The 17,009-nt window shown below is 65.8% G+C and carries 19 protein-coding genes and 2 pseudogenes; 11 read left to right on the top strand and 10 right to left on the bottom strand.

What is annotated here, in order from left to right; all coding sequences use genetic code 11:
* Positions 1 to 17 precede the first annotated feature (17 nt).
* A pseudogene (locus OG293_RS40190) lies at positions 18 to 415 on the bottom strand (transposase family protein); the annotation flags it as partial.
* Positions 416 to 1,195: 780 nt separating this feature from the next.
* Between OG293_RS40190 and OG293_RS40185 the strand changes: the two are divergent.
* The 3 genes from OG293_RS40185 to OG293_RS40175 all read left to right on the top strand — a co-directional run bounded on the left by OG293_RS40185 (position 1,196) and on the right by OG293_RS40175 (position 3,740).
* Positions 1,196 to 1,432: a hypothetical protein gene (locus tag OG293_RS40185; RefSeq protein ID WP_331752108.1), complete on the top strand. Its 237-nt coding sequence runs from the start codon at positions 1,196 to 1,198 to the stop codon at positions 1,430 to 1,432.
* Positions 1,433 to 1,759: 327 nt separating this feature from the next.
* Positions 1,760 to 3,004, top strand: a complete 1,245-nt coding sequence (locus tag OG293_RS40180) for an ISAs1 family transposase (protein WP_331752107.1) — start codon at positions 1,760 to 1,762, stop codon at positions 3,002 to 3,004.
* A gap of 130 nt (positions 3,005 to 3,134) precedes the next feature.
* Entirely contained in the window at positions 3,135 to 3,740 is a 606-nt protein-coding gene (locus OG293_RS40175) for a hypothetical protein (RefSeq protein WP_406003894.1), read from the top strand.
* A gap of 856 nt (positions 3,741 to 4,596) precedes the next feature.
* Here OG293_RS40175 and OG293_RS40170 read toward each other — a convergent pair.
* The 3 genes and pseudogenes from OG293_RS40170 to OG293_RS40160 all read right to left on the bottom strand — a co-directional run.
* Positions 4,597 to 4,777 (bottom strand): annotated as a pseudogene (locus OG293_RS40170) (IS630 family transposase); the annotation flags it as partial.
* A 20-nt stretch (positions 4,778 to 4,797) separates the two neighbouring features.
* Entirely contained in the window at positions 4,798 to 4,998 is a 201-nt protein-coding gene (locus OG293_RS40165) for a helix-turn-helix domain-containing protein (protein WP_331752541.1), read from the bottom strand.
* Positions 4,999 to 5,559: 561 nt separating this feature from the next.
* Entirely contained in the window at positions 5,560 to 5,685 is a 126-nt protein-coding gene (locus OG293_RS40160; protein WP_331752105.1) for a hypothetical protein, read from the bottom strand.
* On the opposite strand from OG293_RS40160, the gene OG293_RS40155 reads away from it, so the two are divergent.
* Positions 5,677 to 6,114 carry a transposase family protein gene (locus OG293_RS40155; protein WP_331752104.1) on the top strand — a complete coding sequence of 146 codons (438 nt, stop codon included), beginning with the start codon at positions 5,677 to 5,679 and terminating at the stop codon, positions 6,112 to 6,114. The two genes, OG293_RS40160 and OG293_RS40155, sit on opposite strands and share 9 nt — an antisense overlap.
* A 32-nt stretch (positions 6,115 to 6,146) precedes the next feature.
* Here OG293_RS40155 and OG293_RS40150 read toward each other — a convergent pair whose 3' ends face one another.
* From OG293_RS40150 to OG293_RS40135, 4 genes are all read right to left on the bottom strand, one after another.
* The gene (locus OG293_RS40150) at positions 6,147 to 7,727 is read right to left on the bottom strand and encodes an ISL3 family transposase (RefSeq protein WP_406003936.1); all 1,581 of its coding nucleotides are present in this window, start codon (positions 7,725 to 7,727) and stop codon (positions 6,147 to 6,149) included.
* A 226-nt stretch (positions 7,728 to 7,953) separates the two neighbouring features.
* On the bottom strand, positions 7,954 to 8,316 hold the full coding sequence (locus OG293_RS40145; protein ID WP_406003893.1) for a hypothetical protein: 363 nt from the start codon (positions 8,314 to 8,316) through the stop codon (positions 7,954 to 7,956).
* Positions 8,313 to 8,657 carry a hypothetical protein gene (locus OG293_RS40140; protein WP_331752101.1) on the bottom strand — a complete coding sequence of 115 codons (345 nt, stop codon included), beginning with the start codon at positions 8,655 to 8,657 and terminating at the stop codon, positions 8,313 to 8,315. The genes OG293_RS40145 and OG293_RS40140 overlap by 4 nt, the downstream gene beginning before the upstream one ends.
* 59 nt (positions 8,658 to 8,716) lie before the next feature.
* Complete coding sequence (locus OG293_RS40135) at positions 8,717 to 9,415, bottom strand: hypothetical protein (RefSeq protein ID WP_331752100.1); 699 nt, start codon at positions 9,413 to 9,415, stop codon at positions 8,717 to 8,719.
* A 192-nt stretch (positions 9,416 to 9,607) separates the two neighbouring features.
* Between OG293_RS40135 and OG293_RS40130 the strand changes: the two genes are divergently transcribed.
* On the top strand, positions 9,608 to 10,759 hold the full coding sequence (locus OG293_RS40130) for an ISAs1 family transposase (protein ID WP_331752099.1): 1,152 nt from the start codon (positions 9,608 to 9,610) through the stop codon (positions 10,757 to 10,759).
* A gap of 121 nt (positions 10,760 to 10,880) precedes the next feature.
* On the opposite strand, the gene OG293_RS40125 is transcribed toward OG293_RS40130, so the two are convergent.
* Positions 10,881 to 11,180: a hypothetical protein gene (locus OG293_RS40125; RefSeq protein WP_331752098.1), complete on the bottom strand. Its 300-nt coding sequence runs from the start codon at positions 11,178 to 11,180 to the stop codon at positions 10,881 to 10,883.
* Positions 11,181 to 11,407: 227 nt separating this feature from the next.
* On the opposite strand from OG293_RS40125, the gene OG293_RS40120 reads away from it, so the two are divergent.
* From OG293_RS40120 to OG293_RS40095, 6 genes are all read left to right on the top strand, one after another.
* Positions 11,408 to 12,010, top strand: coding sequence for a sigma-70 family RNA polymerase sigma factor (locus tag OG293_RS40120; RefSeq protein ID WP_331752097.1), 603 nt, complete (start codon positions 11,408 to 11,410; stop codon positions 12,008 to 12,010).
* A complete protein-coding gene (locus OG293_RS40115; RefSeq protein ID WP_331752096.1) occupies positions 12,007 to 12,675 on the top strand; it encodes a hypothetical protein in 669 nt (222 codons plus the stop codon). Before OG293_RS40120 ends, OG293_RS40115 begins: the two co-directional genes overlap by 4 nt.
* A gap of 230 nt (positions 12,676 to 12,905) precedes the next feature.
* Complete coding sequence (locus OG293_RS40110) at positions 12,906 to 13,106, top strand: hypothetical protein (RefSeq protein ID WP_331752095.1); 201 nt, start codon at positions 12,906 to 12,908, stop codon at positions 13,104 to 13,106.
* Between the two features lie 865 nt (positions 13,107 to 13,971).
* Complete coding sequence (locus OG293_RS40105; protein ID WP_331752094.1) at positions 13,972 to 14,292, top strand: hypothetical protein; 321 nt, start codon at positions 13,972 to 13,974, stop codon at positions 14,290 to 14,292.
* A 206-nt stretch (positions 14,293 to 14,498) separates the two neighbouring features.
* Positions 14,499 to 15,059: a Uma2 family endonuclease gene (locus OG293_RS40100; protein WP_331752093.1), complete on the top strand. Its 561-nt coding sequence runs from the start codon at positions 14,499 to 14,501 to the stop codon at positions 15,057 to 15,059.
* Positions 15,060 to 15,115: 56 nt separating this feature from the next.
* On the top strand, positions 15,116 to 15,301 hold the full coding sequence (locus OG293_RS40095) for a hypothetical protein (RefSeq protein WP_331752092.1): 186 nt from the start codon (positions 15,116 to 15,118) through the stop codon (positions 15,299 to 15,301).
* A gap of 307 nt (positions 15,302 to 15,608) precedes the next feature.
* Here OG293_RS40095 and OG293_RS40090 read toward each other — a convergent pair whose 3' ends face one another.
* Positions 15,609 to 16,739 carry an NAD(P)/FAD-dependent oxidoreductase gene (locus tag OG293_RS40090; protein ID WP_331752091.1) on the bottom strand — a complete coding sequence of 377 codons (1,131 nt, stop codon included), beginning with the start codon at positions 16,737 to 16,739 and terminating at the stop codon, positions 15,609 to 15,611.
* Between the last annotated feature and the right edge of the window lie 270 nt (positions 16,740 to 17,009).

The raw sequence follows: 17,009 nt of genomic DNA, 5'->3' as shown, positions 1-17,009 counted from the left end.
GTGAGCCTTTTCCATCCTCAGTCTGAGCTGGCCAGATGCAGGCTGAGGACAGCCTGGACGAGGCTCGTGATCCGGGTGGTCGAGCAGCGAAGCTTGCGGAGGAGTCGCCAGGACTTGAGGGTGGCGATGGCTTGCTCGACGAGGGCACGGATCCTCGCGTGGGACCGGTTGACTGCCTGCTGACCTGCGGAGAGCGTCTCCCACCGGCCTCGGTAGGGAACACGGACCGTGTCTCCGGCACCCTGATAGCCCTTGTCCGCCCAGCAGTTGGCGCCAGCCTCGGCGAGCGCGGCGTCGATGCCGTGCTCGCGGGCCGCACGGACATCGTGGACAGCCCCGGGCCGTGCCGGCGTGGCCCACAGCAGGCGACCGAAAGTTCGGCGATGACCTGCACGTTCCTCCCGTGCTTCTTGTGCTACCGAAGCATGGTCTCGGCCGAGACGGTTCGGTAGCCATGGCGAACCCTGATCTGATGAGATTGAAGCAGTTCTGCGGAACCCGTGCGTGCGAGGAGCTGGATCGCGCCCCCTGAGGTTCGGCGCGGGGGTCGATTCTCCCTTTACGTTCGTAAAGTCGCAGGTGAGCAGTAAGCAGGCCCAACGGCTTGTTCCTGACAAGAGAAAAGCGGTAGATGAAACTCACAAGACCTGGCTCGCTAATTGGTGCCATGCTGACCGTGGCCGCATCATTTGGCCCGATTGCCTCAGCGGCTCCAGCCAGTGCCGAAACCGTTGCTGACCCGTGCGCGGGAAGATCGTATACTTACATAGTGAAGAACTTCACGCGAGGTTTTGTTAATGTACCTCTGCGCTGTGGAACGGATACGTGGGGATATCGACACTTGGTGAAGCACGGATACAACCCCAGCATGATCGCGAGCACAGTCGCGCGGGGTAAACAGACCTTCGGTTTCTACTACCAGAATCTGACTCAGTGCCCTCGGATGACGTACAAGGTCGTCTTCAATGACGGTGCGCTCGGTGGAACTGGCGTGAGGCCGCAAGGGATTATTGCCGCCTACTACCAGAAGGGGCACATCCCCTCAATTGCCCCCGAGGGCTCTGATGTGGACTGCTAGGGTGTGAGCGTGGAAGATGCAGGCGATATCCCTGACGGTCTCCGTGGAAGCCTATCGGAGATTTTCGGAGATCCTGGAGATCCAGAATTCAGAATCTCTCAAGCGAGGCTCACGCCCATGGCAAGCGGACTGCGCCTCATCGCAACGGTGGATATCACTCCTGAAGATGCACGTGAGGAACAGTGGAACGTTACTCTGGACTTTCAGGCAGAGGATGCGGTGGCCGCTGAACCCGAAGCGTCATCTGATGCGCACTCCTGGTTCGCCCTGATGGTGAAAGTGAACATCGTCGAGTGGTGGCACACGAGAATTACTGAGCCCAACATGCCTCACCCACCTTGCCGCATCAAATAGTTCCACGGGCGGATGTTGTCCGGATACAGTTGTATGCGGACAACATCCGTCTTTCGCCGTGGTGGGACAGCGCCGCAGGAGTCTGCGGGTCGGCCTATCCGACGGCTCAATCAACGCCTACTGTTCATCCGTCAGATCAGACGGGTAACCATCCCCAGCAGCACTCCCACACCACTCAACGAGTCACCCATACAGCCAGGGCTTCGGCGTAGTCGGCGGGCGTCCGGTTCATGACTGTCTGTCAGGTTGGTCGGCCAGGGAGAGTGAAACAGGCACGGCTTCCAAGATCATGGAGTTCTCGACGCCCCGTGATCCGACTGGAAGACCGTGCCTGCCGACGCATCATCACTGATCCCGCCTGCCTTTGACCAACTCCGCGAGCATCCCGAGGCCGTACCCGAGGAGATCCCGGACCTGCTGGCGCGACTGGCCCAAGTGCCCGACCCGCGAGATCCGCGCGGCGTACGGCACGCACTGGTCGTCGTACTCGCGCTGACCGCGTGCGCGGTTCTGGCCGGAGCGACCTCTCTGCTGGCGGTCGGTGAGTGGATCGCAGATGCCCCGCCGCCGGTCATGGAACGCCTCGGCATACGGCCCGATCCACTGTGCCCGAAGCGGTTCCTGCCTGAGGAAACGACAGTCCGACGGCTGCTGGCCCGCGTCGACGGCGACGCGCTGGACCGAGCGGTCGGCAGCTGGCTCGCAGAGCGCCGGCCGAAGACGACCGGGGCCGCCGGGCTGCGCGGCCTCGCCGTGGACGGAATGAGCCTGCGCGGCGCGGCCAGAGCGAACGGCCGCAAGATCCACCTGCTCGCCGCGCTGGAGCACGCCACCGGCCTGGTCCTGGCCCAGCTGGACGTCGGCGAGAAGACCAACGAGATCACCTGCTTCCAGCCGCTGCTGGACACCGTCGCCGACCTGGCTTCAGCCGTGGTCACCAGCGACGCGATGCACACCCAGCGCGAGCACGCCGACTACCTCCTCGGCCGGGGCGCCCACTACATCGTGATCGTCAAGGGCAACCAGAAGAAGCTGCGCAAGCAGCTCAAGTCCCTTCCCTGGAAGGACATCCCGCTTCAGGGCCGCACCCGGGGCACCGGCCACGGCCGCTCGGAGATCCGCCGGATCAAGGCCGCCACCGTCAACAGCCTCCTCTTCCCCGGAGCCCGCCAGGCCGTCCAGATCAAGCGCCGGCGCACCGACCACAAGACCGGCAAGACCACCGTCAAGACGGTCTACGCCGTCACCAGTCTGACCGCCGAACAGGCCACCGCGGCCCAGCTCGCCGAACTCGTCCGCGACCACTGGAAGATCGAGACCCTGCACCACGTCCGCGACACCACCTTCGCCGAGGACGCCTCACAGCTGCGGACCGGCAACGCGCCCCGAGCGATGGCCACCTGGCGCAACCTCGCCATCGGAGCCCTCCGCACAGCAGGGGTGAAGAACATCGCAGCCGGCCTCCGCCGCAACGCCCGCGACCCTCGCCGACCCCTCACACTCCTCGGCCTCGGATGGTCACGAACCGGACGTCATGCGACTACGCCGAAGCCCTGGCCGGAAGACGCTTAAGAAATGGCGGAAATATTGATGCACCTCAAATCGAGCTCAAATTGCATAGATATCCGTTTGACTGGTCAGAACCGAGCGGGATACGTTCAGTAACGACCACAGCAGAGCAAGTATCACCTGGGGGAATTCTGTGAATCGCGCATTCTGCACACTCGCCAGTGCAATCGCATTCAGTGCGCTGACCATTGGGACAGCCGCAGCGGCTCCGACGGTCAACCCTGGCAACGCAGATCATGTTCCGGCCGCAAGCAATCCTGCGGGATTCGTTAATCCTGGTCCCGATATGGTTGTGAAGCGAAGCGTACCTATCGACGAGACCACACCCGTCAACGAAGCTACCGCCAAGGGTGAACAGCGTAGCGCTGCTGGCAAGTGGGTAAAGATAACGGACAAGAAGTACCAGGGACAGAAGTGCGGCACGGGACTTTTGCAGCAGACCAGCGGGCGTGGCAAAACCACTCTGGTCATGACTGTCAGCAAGTCGGTCTCAACGGAGTGGAAGTCCGAGGCAAAGATAGACGCCTCGGTCGTGTCTGCGGGGATTGGGTTCAGTGTCACGAAGTCATACACCGTCGAGAATCAAACTCGATACGAAGTCCCCAAGGGTAAGTTTGGGACCGTTCAGGCCTACCCCTTGTACGACTTGTACACCTTCAATGCGAAAATCTTGGACATGAAGAAGTCGGGCTGGGCAATGAAGCCGGTCGGTGTGTGCTTCAATCAGTGGACCGAATAAGCTAGTTCGGCCGAGCGGCCGAGTGGAGGGATTGCCGATGAATCGCACTGTCCGATCACTGGCCGTCGGCATGGCCCTCTCCGTAGCGTGTGTCGCCTGCACGGCGGGCGAGGGCGGAAGTGATGCGTCTCCCCCGCCCTCGCCGCAGGCTACGCCCCTGCAAAAGCTCGACGAATTGTCCCTGAGCGGCGACCCGATGGCAGAACAGGATGCCGAGCTCCCGGTTAAAGAGCGGCGACCCATCGGTGAGACGCGCATAGGTTCGAATCGCATAATCGCCTATGTCGAAGGAAGTAGATGCGGGCTCCTGGTCATCGATTCGAAAGGGAGCGTTTCTATCAGTTTGGAGACGCAATGGCCGCAAGATGCGTCTCAGGGCAGTTCACGCCTCCCTGCTGGGCCATACAACAGCACTTCTGCGCCCGGAACTAACAATTCCGATCCTTGGGCTTCGCTGTCCTGTGGGAAGAATTCAATGATCATTGAATACACTTCCAGAGTGCCTGGGCACGTCTCAGCACCTCGCGGCTCAATGGAAGTAGTAGACAACTCACAGAAGAATCACACCAGGTACTTCGTGGTTGTCGGTTCTGAAGCCGTCCGGACCGAGATTTCGAACGGGCTTTCAGTGTAACGCTGCCGGTAAACCCTGCGGAGGCTAACCAGACGCGTGGACCGCAGCCGCCGATACGGCGGCTGCGGCCCAATAGCATGCGTGTGCCCGAGCGTTTCGGTTGTCCCCGGGTGACGTCCCTTGCGAATGCTGTGGAGGTGAGCATAATCGTGATCTCCATGGCCTTCCGATTATGGCTAAGTGCTCCAGTTACTGAGATTGAACTGGTGGTGTCGTCTGCCGTCAGGGGTTGATGGTCAAGCCGGTCTCGGCGAGGCAGGTCGCTGTGGTGCTGGATGTGCCGTATGCCTCGGCGGATGCGTCGGATGAGGTGCTCCGGCGTGCTGAAGGCGACGTTGGACAGCCAGCTGCGCCGCACCCGTGGCCAGATCCCTTCCACGGGGTTGAGGTCGGGTGTGTAGGGCGCGCTGAGCGAACTGCTTCTCACAGCCTCGGCAGTGACGCCGGCCCTTGCGATCGTAGAGCTCCCGGACCGCCCTCGTCCCACGCCTGCCGCCATCGCTGCACCGACCGGAGACTGACGCGCAGCTCCTTGGCAATCAGCGAGCTCGCCTCACCCCGGGCGAACCGCTCGGCCGCCTGGAGCCGTAACTCCTCGCGGAACTGCTGTCGTTCGGCGGTCAGCCCGCCTCCCTGTGGATACCGCTTGCTCTTGGCGATACCGCAGGACCCACGAGCCGTCAGCCCCTACGACTCCACGAGTTCAACCTCAGTAGCGTCCCTGGCTCGCTTCCTCGCCGCTCCGCCGCAGGCCAGACACCATATTGGCTGATCACCAACGGAGGACTGTAAATCTGCCCGCTTCGCCTTCCTGGGTTGGGACCGGACCGCCCCTCCGGGGAGTGAACGGGGAGTGGATCAAGAAAACCGTGGCGCATGGCGCCCCCAAAGACCAACGCACACCAAGGCCCTGACCTGCATAGGAACCGAACGATCCTGGTCAGCGATCTTTCCGCACGTTATTCGGGACGAAGAGGTCGTGGGTTCAATCCCGCCACCCCGACAGCTAAATAGCAGTTCAGAGGGCCCCTACCGGCAGGGCTTCGGCGTAGTCGGCGGGCGTCCGGTTCATGACTGTCTGTCAGGTTGGTCGGCCAGGGAGAGTGAAACAGGCACGGCTTCCAAGATCATGGAGTTCTCGACGCCCCGTGACCTGCCTGGAAGACCGTGCCTGCCGAAGCATCATCACCGATCCCGCCTGCCCTTGACCAACTCCGCGAGCATCCAGGACTTGCGCCGGAAGAAGTGCCCGGACTGCTGGGCCGCCTCGCCCAGGTGCCCGATCCGCGTGATCCCCGTGGAGTGCGGCACGCTCTGGTCGGCGTCCTTGACCTGGTCGCCTGCGCGGTACTGGCGGGGGCGACGTCGCTGCTGGCGGTCGGCGAATGGATCACCGACGCTCCGCCCCACGTGCTGGAACACGTCGGCGTGCGACTCGACCCCCTGTTCCCCAAACGGTCCCTGCCTGCGGAAACGACGGTCCGACGACTGCTGGCCCGGATCGACGGCGACGCATTGGACCTGGCGGTCGGCCGCTGGCTCGCCGACCGCCGCCACCGAACCCAGGGCCGGCCGCGCGGCCTGGCGGTCGACGGCAAAAGCCTTCGCGGAGCGGCCAGGGTCAACGGCCGCAAGATCCACCTGCTCGCAGCTCTGGACCACACCACAGGCCTGGTCCTGGCCCAGCTGGACGTCGGCGAGAAGACGAACGAGATCACCTGCTGTCGGCGTACGACCTAAGCTGGCTCTGGCAAGATTTTCGTAGCCGGAGATCATCTCGGTGACACGGTCGGCGGGTCCGCATAGCGTCGGCGGAGGTGGGCGATCAGGACGACGCGGTGGCGGAGAAGGGAGACACCAGAGCGTCCGGCCATGAGGCGTTTCTGCAGCTTGACATCGGTGATACGACCCTCGTTGACCCCGGAGTTGTAAGGGGTGGTGATCCCCTGGGCGACGGCATGTTGGTCTTCGCGCAGGGATCCGGCAAGGCCGGTCAGCGGAGCCAGCCCGGTGTTCGCGAGGTCGTCCAGCCACTCTGGCAAGGATGTCGCGTCGCGGTTGTCGAGCATGGCGGCAAATCGGCGGACAAGGTCGTGGGCGGTCCTGAGTTCAGCGCAGTGGTCGAGGAGCCGGGGTAGGTGCTCGTTGATGTGTGGGCTGCGGCGGTGCGGGTGGGTGGTGATCCAGCGGGCGGCTTCGCGTGGGGAGGGCGGTCGCTCGCGGGGCTCGTCCAGGGGCAGGCCTCGTCGCAGGGGTGCGACGGCCATTTTCACGCGCTGGTAGTGGCCGAGGTAACCCTTGGTCTGCAGTTCTTCATGCAGGATCTTCGCGCTGTGCTGTCCTTCATCCCAGCGTTGTTGCAGGTAGCCGAGGTAGGGATCCAGGGTGGAGGGCTTGCGGGGCGGGCGACGCACCACCTCCTGCCAGGTGTGGGCCCGGGCGTACTTGCTGACAGTGCGGCGGTTCAGGCCGAGCTCCCGGGCCACGGAGCTGTGGCTCCGACCAGAACGGGTCAGGGCGTGCACGGCCTCGAACAGCCTTCGGGCGTGGCGCCCGGCTCGCGTGTCTGCGGCGGTGTTCTCCACGGGCTCCTCGACCGGTGCGGGACCAGTCCCGCTGACTGGGGACAGTGCTGCGGGCAGGCAGCCGCGGTGTGCGGAGGCGATGTCCTGAACTCGGCGGGAAAGGCCCTGCCAAAGGTGAAAGCGGTCGCTGACCTGCACGGCATCCGGGGCGCCGGCGGTGATGCCCTGTCGGTAGGTGAGGGAACCGTCGCGGCAGGCGACCTCAACACCTGGGTGCTCACGGAGCCACCGGCCGAGCCGTTCCGCGTCGCGCCCTTCCCAGAGTGTGAGCGGGAGCCGCGTGGTGGCGTCGACCAGGAGAGTTCCGTAGGTGCCGCCGTAGAGCGCGAAGTCGTCCACCCCCAGCACCCGGGGCGTGACCAGTGGCGGAAACGGCACCCGCATCAGCTGAGACAGGACGGTGCACCGCGAGAGCCTGATGTTCAAGATCCGAAGCATCCGGGAACCACCCCGGCCGGCCAGCACCACGCCGACGTCCTCCACCAAGCGCTGCAACGGCGGTGTCCGCCGCTGGTAGCGCACGGTAAGCCCCGGCACTTGCTCGGCGAAGGTCACCTTCGGGCAGGCCATGTTTTCGCAGTACAGGCGGCGTACGGACAAGTCGATGCGCAGAGGCCGGCCTGCGAGCGTGACGTCGGAGAGGCACCGTACATAGCGGCTATGGCACCACGCGCTGAGCTGTCCGCATCCCGTACATCCTGCTGGTTCACCGGATCTCGTGCGGGCGCGGACCGCCACCACAGCATCGGAGACCTCGACCGAGATCACCAGCACATCAGACAACTGCGGTATCAGACTCGCCAGTTCAACAGAGCACACTCACAGGCTGCCCGCCCTGTGGACCGTCCGACCGTGTGACCGAGATGATCTCCGGCTACGAAAATCTTGCCAGAGCCACGTTCACGTGTACGCCGACAGCAGGTCACACACTCTTCAGGGACCATCGGCGTGGTGATCTCCGGCGGTGGCATCGACCTCCCCATCTTCCATCACCTCACCACCGACGCCCAGTGCAAGGCAGACCCTCCCATGCCTGAAGACGACGCATTCCCTCCTGTGGCAGTGGGGACCATCCCCGCGGGCGCGGGGAGCAGAACGTCGCCATCGGCGTGGCCGGGGCCGCTCTGGGACCATCCCCGCGGGCGCGGGGAGCAGACTGCGTGACCAACTGCTCCACGGTCACGGTGCCGGTGACCGGGAGGCCTGCGCTCTCCCATGCCCGCTGGGCGCGGGCCACGACGCCGTCGGCGTCGTCGAGGAGGACCTTTTTCGCTACGTTCACGGAGAGCGCCCCGTCGCCGAGGTCCATGAGTTGGGCGAGCATGCGCACGTTGTGCTGCTGATTCGAGGACTTCACCTCGTGTATCCCGGTAGACCAGCACCCACCGTCCCACGAGTGTCTGCGCACGCTCGATGAGCTGGCGGCCGCGGTCGGTCTCCTGCTGCTCGGTGCGGATGTGCTCGGCGTCGCCGGACGGTGGCCGCAGGGCGGCGGCTGGTCTCCTCGATCTCGACCTTCTCCAGGAAGGCTACGAACGTCTTGGCGCTCTCCAGGCGGTCGACGTCCTGCGCGGCCTGCTTGGCGATCATGTGCGGGTTGACGGTGAGGGTGTGCACGCGGCGGCCCCAGGAGGCCTCTTCTCCGAGCGGGCAGGGGCCAGCGGCCTGGGCGGCGGCGATGACGAGGTTGTAGTCCACGCCCCCATCATGGCGCGCCGGAGTGACAGTCCCAGCGACGGGCCGGTTGTCACTCAGTTTCACGGAGGAGGATCAAACGCAATATGCACGTGATGCTGGTGGCCTCCGATTGCACCAACCCTTTGTCCGTTGTCATAACCGCCAAGGGGATCGTAGAAGAGCTCCCTTACACCACTTCCGGTGGCCAAGCGCTCGAATGCTCGGAAAAATCTTGCCATGGCATCCGGGGTGCCTGCTACGTCAATCGCACGTCCTTGATAGTGATAGGACCCTTTGACATGCTTCCCCCCGGTTTCAGAAGTGACCCTTAGCCCGAGCCTCGATGCGGTCTGACGAATCAAATTGCGCTTTACCTCAAGCGTAGCGTTCTTGAACTGAATCCCGGGGTCCTGCCTCGCCCCTGCCGCATCTGAGATTTCCTTGACGTCCACAGCTACTGAACCCCCGGCTGCACCCACCAGGGCGAACGTGACCGTAGGGGCGACGATCTGGTCAAAGAATTCGCTTCCCTCAGGAACGTCGAAAACCGAGGCATCCGATGCTTGGCTCACCAACTCAGCAGCAGACAGACCCTCAACCGTGGCCAGATGAGCAATTGCTCCGGCAGTCACTTCCGCCGGCAGACGGCCCATTCTCTGCTCATTGAGGAGCACTTTGGCCGCCAGAACCGGATCTTCCCAGGGCGCCAGGGGGCGCAGCCACCATTGGTCTCCCTGAGGCAAAGGCGTCGGCGTCGGCGTCGGCGTTCCGATCTGCATACATCAATTCTAGGATCGCTTGGGTTCTGTCGCTCGTTAGCCGGAACGTCAGGGCGATTGCAAAGTCGTGGTGATCTCTCGGATGTGCAGGTCACGGCGGTATGACGATGCTGGTCGGGTGCGCGACCGGACGCAACGAAGCTCCGTTGTGGAGGTGACCTTCCCAAGTCGCCGTCCCACAACGGAGCTTCGATGTGCCGTCAGTCTGCCACCGTCTGTCTGGTCAAGTCGCCCACCCGTCAGCACCGTGCGATCGGCCCGCTGGCGACACGGCTGCGGGCACTGGCCGATCCGCGGTGCCGGCGGGGGAAGCGTCACCCCTTCGTGGCAGTACTGCTGATCGCCTGCTCCGCCGTGGTGACCGGCGCGAGGAGTTTCGTGGCGATCAGCGAGTGGGCGGCCGAGGCCCCGCAGGACGTCCTGGCCAGGCTCGGTGCCCGCACCGCGACCGCCCTGGCCGTGCGTATCCCGCCCAGCGGCGCGACGGTCCGCCGGGTCATCAAGGACACCTGCCCCGGCGGCCTGGCCGACCTCCTCGGCCACGACCCGGCCGGCACCGCCACCCTCGCGATCGACGGCAAGAGCGCCCGCGGCTCGCGCCTCGGCGCCACCCCGGCCGCGCACCTGCTCGCCGCGATGACCGGCACCGGGATGACCGTCACCCAGCTCAGGGTCCCCGAGAAGACGAACGAGATCACGTGCTTCGCCGCTCTCCTGGACCCCTATGACCTGCAAGGCGTCACCGTGACCGGCGATGCCCTGCACACCCAGCGCGAACACGCCCGCTTCCTCGTCGACGTCAAGAAGGCGCACTACGCCTTCACCGTGAAGCGGAACCAGAAGAACCTCTACGAGCAACTGCGGACCCTGCCCTGGCAGGAGGCGACGGCGAAGTTCTACGACCGCACCACCGGCCACGGCCGCAAAGAGACCCGGGTCGTGCAGGCCCTGACCGTCACCTACCTCGGCGTCGACTTCCCCCACGCCGCCCAGGTCGCCAGGGTCGTCCGCCACCGCACCGACACCAGGACCGGCAAGCAGAGCCGCGAGACCGTCTACGTGATCACTGACCTGACCAGCCGTCAGGCATCCCCCGAACGGATCGCAACGATCTTGAGAGCACACTGGGTGATCGAAAACAGGCTCCACTTCGTCAGGGACACCGCCTTCCGCGAGGACGCCTCCAAGATCCGCACCGGGCACAGCCCGGAGAACATGGCCACCCTCCGCAGCTTCGCCATCAACCAACTCCGCGACGCCGGCCACACCAACATCGCCGCCGGACTCCGCACCACAGCCCTCCGCCCCTACGAGCGGCCGCTGGCCCTCCTCGGCCTCAACTGACCTGCACCGACGCCCGATCAAAGGACTTTGCAATCGCCCTGGCCGGAACGTCAGTCCTCAATAGGTGTTCTTCTTCCTCGACGCCGCAGGTCAGGGGGTCGTGTCGGTAACGGCGGCCAGGTCACACGAGGAGGCCGCCGCCGCGGCGGATGATCGGGTCCGGTTCGTACAGGGCCAGGAGGACGGCTTCGGCGCGGTCGGGGCTCTTCATGCCGCGGGACTTCATGGACTTCTTCGACTCGACGACGACGGGGCCGCCGCTGTTGTAGCCGAGTTTGGGGGTGGTGAGCTGGATCGCAGCGTTGGGGTCGGTGCGCAGCCGCAGCCGGCCGACGCCGGCGAGACGAGTGTGATGTGCACCACGAGCGTGACGCTTCTTGAACGGTGAACTGCCCCGAGTGATCCCGTTATCCCTGCTCACGCGCCATTAGTCGAACATCTGCACATGTATCGCACTCACATTCCGCGTATGCGAGTGATCTCTGAGTAATAATTTTCGAGGGGCGCATGAGTCTCAAGGCCCCGAAATCGACAGGGTGGTGTCTGAGAGCCCGACCAACTGGGAGCTCGCGCAGGTCAGTTGGCCTGCGCCAGGACACGTGCCGGTCCTCAACGACGAGGCCGGACCTCGCACCGCCTGGAGGATGCATGGGCAACGGCGATGTCAGCACTGACGTATCGCCCCAGGACGGCGGCCACGGCCAGCCCGTCCAGGCCCCTCCCGATCTGCCCCTCGACTTCGAGGGCTTCTACCTGGGGCACGAGGAGTTCTTCCACGACTTTGCGGAGATCCACCTCGGCAGCCGCCGCACCGCCGAACAGGTGGTCCACCAGGTGTTCCTGGAGATCCTCGGGGGCTGGTACGAACTGCTGCAGCAGGGCGACCTCGAACAGCAGACACTCGCCGTGCTGCACCGCGGCGTCACCCGCCGCCTCGACGAGGACGGCCGCCCGCCGGCGTTCCTCATCAACGGTCCGATAGCGAAGAACCTCGAGGCGGTCCGCAGCCAGCTGGAGCTCAACAGCAGTGCCGGCGGCCTGTACGAGGCGATCCTGGAGCTGCCCACCCGGCAGTTCACCGTGACCGTGCTGCGCCACCTGCTCGGCTACCCGACCAAGCGGATCGCCCGCTACATGGGCCTGGACACCCGCACCGTCGACTACCACGGCCGCAGGGGCAAGGAACGCCTCCGCATCAGGCTCGGCCTGCCCACGACACCCGGCAGGAACAAGAAAGGGGCAGGACAGTGACCGCCATCGATGAGCTCCTGGCCGACGCCCGCATCCCCACTGCGCCGCGCGACGGCTTCGACGTGGGCGCGGCCCTGCGCCGCCTCGCCGCCGACGCGGCCACCATCGCCGTCAAACCGCACCCGGACACCATCCGCGCCGCCCAGGCCGGCCAGCGCCTGTCCGTGGTGTGCCGCTGGATCCTCAACAGGCCCGACGCCGCCGACCACGTCGACCGCCTCGCGCAGGAACCCGGCGCCGACACCCACGACCACCTGGACGTCGACGGCGCCCTCGTCTTCGCCTGCCTGCTCGCCCTGACCGGCCACCCGGAGAGCGCCCAGTTCTGGTGGCAGCTCGCAGCCGGGGCCGGCCATCGCGCCGCCGCCTACTGCCTCCACCTGCACCACCTCTCCCTCGGTGAGACGCGGGAGGCACGGCACTGGCTGCACGAAGTCACCCACGACGTCCTCGGCTCCGAGGCACCCGACGAAGCCTTCCTCTCCTTCCTGGAGGCCGTCGCCCTCTACGTCCGCAAGAACGGCTCCAGCCTCACCAGCCCTCCCACCGCAGGCCTCGAAATGGAGATCGACCGCCTGGCCACCGACGCGACGGGCCCATGCATCATCGTCCGACGCCCCGACCGGCGCCTGGCCGACCGGCTCCACGCCTTCACCCGCCGCTGAAACACCACGGCCTCGCGATGACCGGTCGCGTCGCCCAGGACGGGCGGGGCAAAACGGCAATTCCACAATGACGACGTCACAAGCCGCTGCCGTATGTCTGCGGCAGCCGTCGACAGACCCCCAAACGCGCAGAAGGAGCCCTGCGTCCCCAACGGGTTTCCTAGGCCACTGAGCTGGGAGGGCTCCCTGCGCGGTGTTCCAGCACGCCCAAAGAACGAGAGGAACCCCGTATGGAGGAGAGTAACGCGCAACGCCGGGCGAAGCACCGGGCCCGGCTGAACCGCCTGCGGACGCAGGCCGCCTGCCACCTGCGGAAATGGATCAGCAGGCATGGTCACACCGTTCGGGCGGAATTCCTGCAGGGTGTCGCGTACAAGCTCGGCAGCGGCGCGGTGACCCTGCTCATCCTGTGGTGGGAGACACGCCCCTGACGCACCGACAGTGGGCCCGCCAACCGACGGGCCCACTATGTCGACGTCATCAACAGTGACTGCTGAGGGGTTCTGTCGGTCCAGGGCGGAGGGCACTCCAAACCGAAAAGACCACCTAACCTCGGCGCCTGCGTGTCCGCCCGTGACCCCCACCGATGAGGGGCCGGCGTTCAGGCCCACCGCGATGCGCTTGATCTCCTTGTTGCTGTTGTTCGCATCAAGGTCGACCGTGACGTGGTTCCGGGTGTTGTAGGTGAGATGTTGACACTGCTCGTGGGGGTCCATCGAGTGTCCGTTCTGGTGGACGGCTGCCTCAGCTGTTGAGAGCTCTTGGTGACCGTGAGTGGTCGCCTGTTTCACACCCCGGGTAGTCGTTCCTCGCAACCGACGGATGCGAGCGTGACGCGCCCACAATCGGAGGAATGCCCGAAAGCAAGGCACCGAACGGGGATCCAATTGGCTGGTTGCCCAACCGATTCGACCCGAGGATGTCCCCATGCGTCGTGCCCTTACAGCGGTTGCCTTGTGCGCCGGGACTGTTGCTCTCACCCTCGGAAGCGCGGGATTCGCCAACGCGGAAGCTTGGATCTTCCCGCGACAGTGCTTGGACGGGGGCGGGCAGGTTATGCAGATCGAGCCCGGGCTAGGCACCTGCGTCGGTGGGACGTACGACGGCACCGAGGTGCGAGAGCGAGCCTGAGCCCATTCGATTCCACTGTGATCGCATCGCCCCGCCGAACTGTTCGGCGGGGCGGCGTTACTACGCCTGCGGCTTGAGCACTGTCTGACCAGGAACCACATCGGGGTGTGGATGAACGCGCGCTGTCGCCGGGGCCAGAACGGATCACGTTCTGGCCGATGCTGCGTGGCTCGCTCTTGCCGCTCCGCAGGCGCCGGCAACGCCACCGCCGCCTACTGCCTCCGCCTGCTCCACATCAGCCGCGGTGAACTGCGCGACGCGGACCACTGGGCCTACCAAGCCGCAACCCTCACCGACGCCCGCATCGGCTCGTCCTTCCGGCGGACCACAGACTCCGTACAACGCCCCCGCCGACCCAGCGCCGCACTGCGCGCGGCGGTAAGCCGGCTGAAGGTGGACGAAGTGGAAGGAGTCGGCTTCGGCCGCTTCACACACCCCGGCCCCCGCCTCGCCGACCAGATCCAAGAACTCGTCGGCGCCCTCTGACACCCACACACCGAAGGGCCCGTACCCTTCGTCGGTGCCCCGGACCCGCGGGGTCCGGGGCACCGTGCGGTGCGGCCCCAGGCCCTTCACCCGCCGTCACGACGAACTACCTCGCGAACGGAGACGTTGCAGCCCGAGGCAGCCTGACAGCGGCACCCGTGCCGGGTCACACTGTCAGTAGCAGCTCGGAGCAGGAGGTGAAGGGAATGAGTGTTGCCAGCATTGATCACACCGGCCCGTGGACCATGGCCGACGTCCTGGCCCTGCCCGAGGACACAAGGAACCGGATCGAGCTGGTCGGAGGCGCGCTCGTGATGAGTCCCAGCCCCGGCATCGCGCACCAGCGCGCCAGCCATCGCCTGGCCGCCATGCTGGACGCCGCGATCGAAGCCGCCCAGGCGCCGCTCGAGGTCCTGGAAGCGGTCAACGTCGCCATGCCCGACGGGCTCCTCATCCCCGATATCGCCGTCATGGACGCCACCGCATCAGCGGAAGCCGGGCTGACCATCCATGCTGACGATGTCCTCATCGTGGTCGAGATCGCCTCGCCCTCCACCCGGGTCACCGACCGGAAGATGAAACCCGCCCTGTACGCGGCCGCGGGCATCCCGCACTACTGGCGCCTGGAACTCGAGCCCGCGCCCCGTCTCTACATCGGACACCTGGAGAACGGCACCTACCGGGACCGCCTCGTACAGGCCGGGGAGGCCACGGCCCTGGCCGAACCGTTCCCGCTCGACATCGACCCGGCGCGCCTGGTCCGTTAGCTAAGTGGCGCGCCCCACCTTCAGCCTGCCCGTCCACCGCCCACGCCAAGGCAGCTGTGCCCGAAGTTCTGCCGATCGCAGTGGCCGTCTCCTCTCTGGAGGTCGCCGAGGAGTCCCCCGCTGGCTACCAGCGCGATGCTTTCAAGCACTGGAACGCAGGTGACAACCCGAATGACGGCTGCAACACCCGGGCGGAGATCCTCATTGGCGGTGAGAGCGTCACCTACACCCCAGCACCGTAACGGCCTGCTCGACCCCACGCCATAACGCCTTACCAGGGCCGCCAACCCACGCCAGATTGACGGCGCCGGTGGGCTGCGACTCGCGCTCAGCACCGCAAGCGGGCAGCCGTCTCACACGTAGAAGACCACGAACACAACCACCGCAGAAAGGATTGGCTTTGTACGTGAGAACGGGAGTCATTTGTCAACGACTTCGGGAGTCGGTTCATCGCTCGTGCCCATGATCAATGTCGATGAGTTCGGGAGTCACCGCCGCCTAGGCTTGAGCGGGGTGAGACGGAGAGCGTCAGATCTGGGCCTGCGCAGCTTATTGGCTCTTCTCGGTGATCATGCTGATCAGGCCCTGGGCCGTGTTGTGCTCGGAGTCGATCCCCGGAACCGCTCCACCTTCGAAAGTGGTGGCCTCGGCGCTGCGGGGGAACATGGCCTGCTCGTACTCGGTGAGTGCGGCCTCGATGTCGTCGGGGCGGGCGGCGAGGGCCTTGCCGAGTTCGGCGCCGTCGTACATGGCCAGGTTGGCGCCGTCGCCGTTCGGGGGCGCGAGGTGGGCGGCGTCGCCGAGCAGGGTGACCCCCGGCACCCGGTCCCACCGGTGCCCGGTCGGCAGAGCGTACTGGGGGCGCAGGACCGGCGCTGTGTCGCCGTCGGTAATGAGCGTGGTGAGTTCCGGTGCCCAGCCGTCGAACTCGCGCGCGATCTGGGCGGTAGCCGCGGCGGCATCGGTGAAGTCGATGGCGGCGAACCAGTCCTGTGGCCTGGTCAGCGCCACGTAGGTGTGCAGGGTGTCGCCGTTCTCCCGGTGAGCGAAGATCTCCTTGCCCGGCGAGGGCGCGATCAGCAACCCGCCACCGACCACTTTCGCGGCGGCTGGGTGGCGGGTGTCGGCGTGGAACAGGTACGTCTCGACGACCGACGTGCCGGCGTACTCGGGTGTGGCGGTGGTGAGCAGTGGCCGTATCCGTGACCAGGCGCCGTCCGCGCCGACCAGCAGGCTGGTGACGGCGGTGCCGCCGTCGGCGAACGTCACCTCGTGGCGGCCGCCGCCGAGGGCGCGGGTGCCGCTGGCCTTGTGCCCCCATCGGACGGTGCCGGCCGGGAGTGAGTCGAGCAAGATCTGTCGTAAGTCGCCGCGTTGCACCTCGGGGCGTCCGCCCATGCCGTCGTCGACCTTGTGGAGCAGGACGGTCCCGTCCGGGTCGAGGACCCGCGTCGCCTGGCGGCCCTCCAGGACGATGGCGTGGAACTCGTCCATCAGGCCGGCCGCCTTGAGGGCGATCTGTCCGTTGTAGTCGTGGATGTCGAGCATCCCGCCCTGCGTGCGCACCGTCGGGGAGGACTCCGCCTCGTAGACCGTGACCGGGATTCCGTGGACGTGCAGGACGCGGGCAAGAGTGAGTCCGCCGAGTCCGGCGCCGATGATCGTGACGGGCCTGTGCATGGTGGCTCCTGGGGATCGGGGCCGCCCAGTGAGCTCCGGCCGGCCGTCTCTGGAACGGTGCCGGACCTCGCCCGACAAGCCACCGACATCGAACCGGCAGCCGCCGATAGATGACCGACACCGCGCATCAGTCCCGACACCCACCCGGAATGGGGTTCCGCTCGGCATCCGGGTCGATCGTGCTCATGCTCTCGTTCTCGCATCGCTCCCCGAGCGACGAAGCCCGGCCTGCACGGAGGTACAACGAACGGCCCGACGGGCGCGGTGGCC

The sequence above is a fragment of the Streptomyces sp. NBC_00829 genome (assembly GCF_045161795.1).
Classification (GTDB): domain Bacteria; phylum Actinomycetota; class Actinomycetes; order Streptomycetales; family Streptomycetaceae; genus Streptomyces.
Note: the sequence above shows the minus strand (reverse complement) of the source record. Positions and strands in the feature narration are given on the sequence as shown.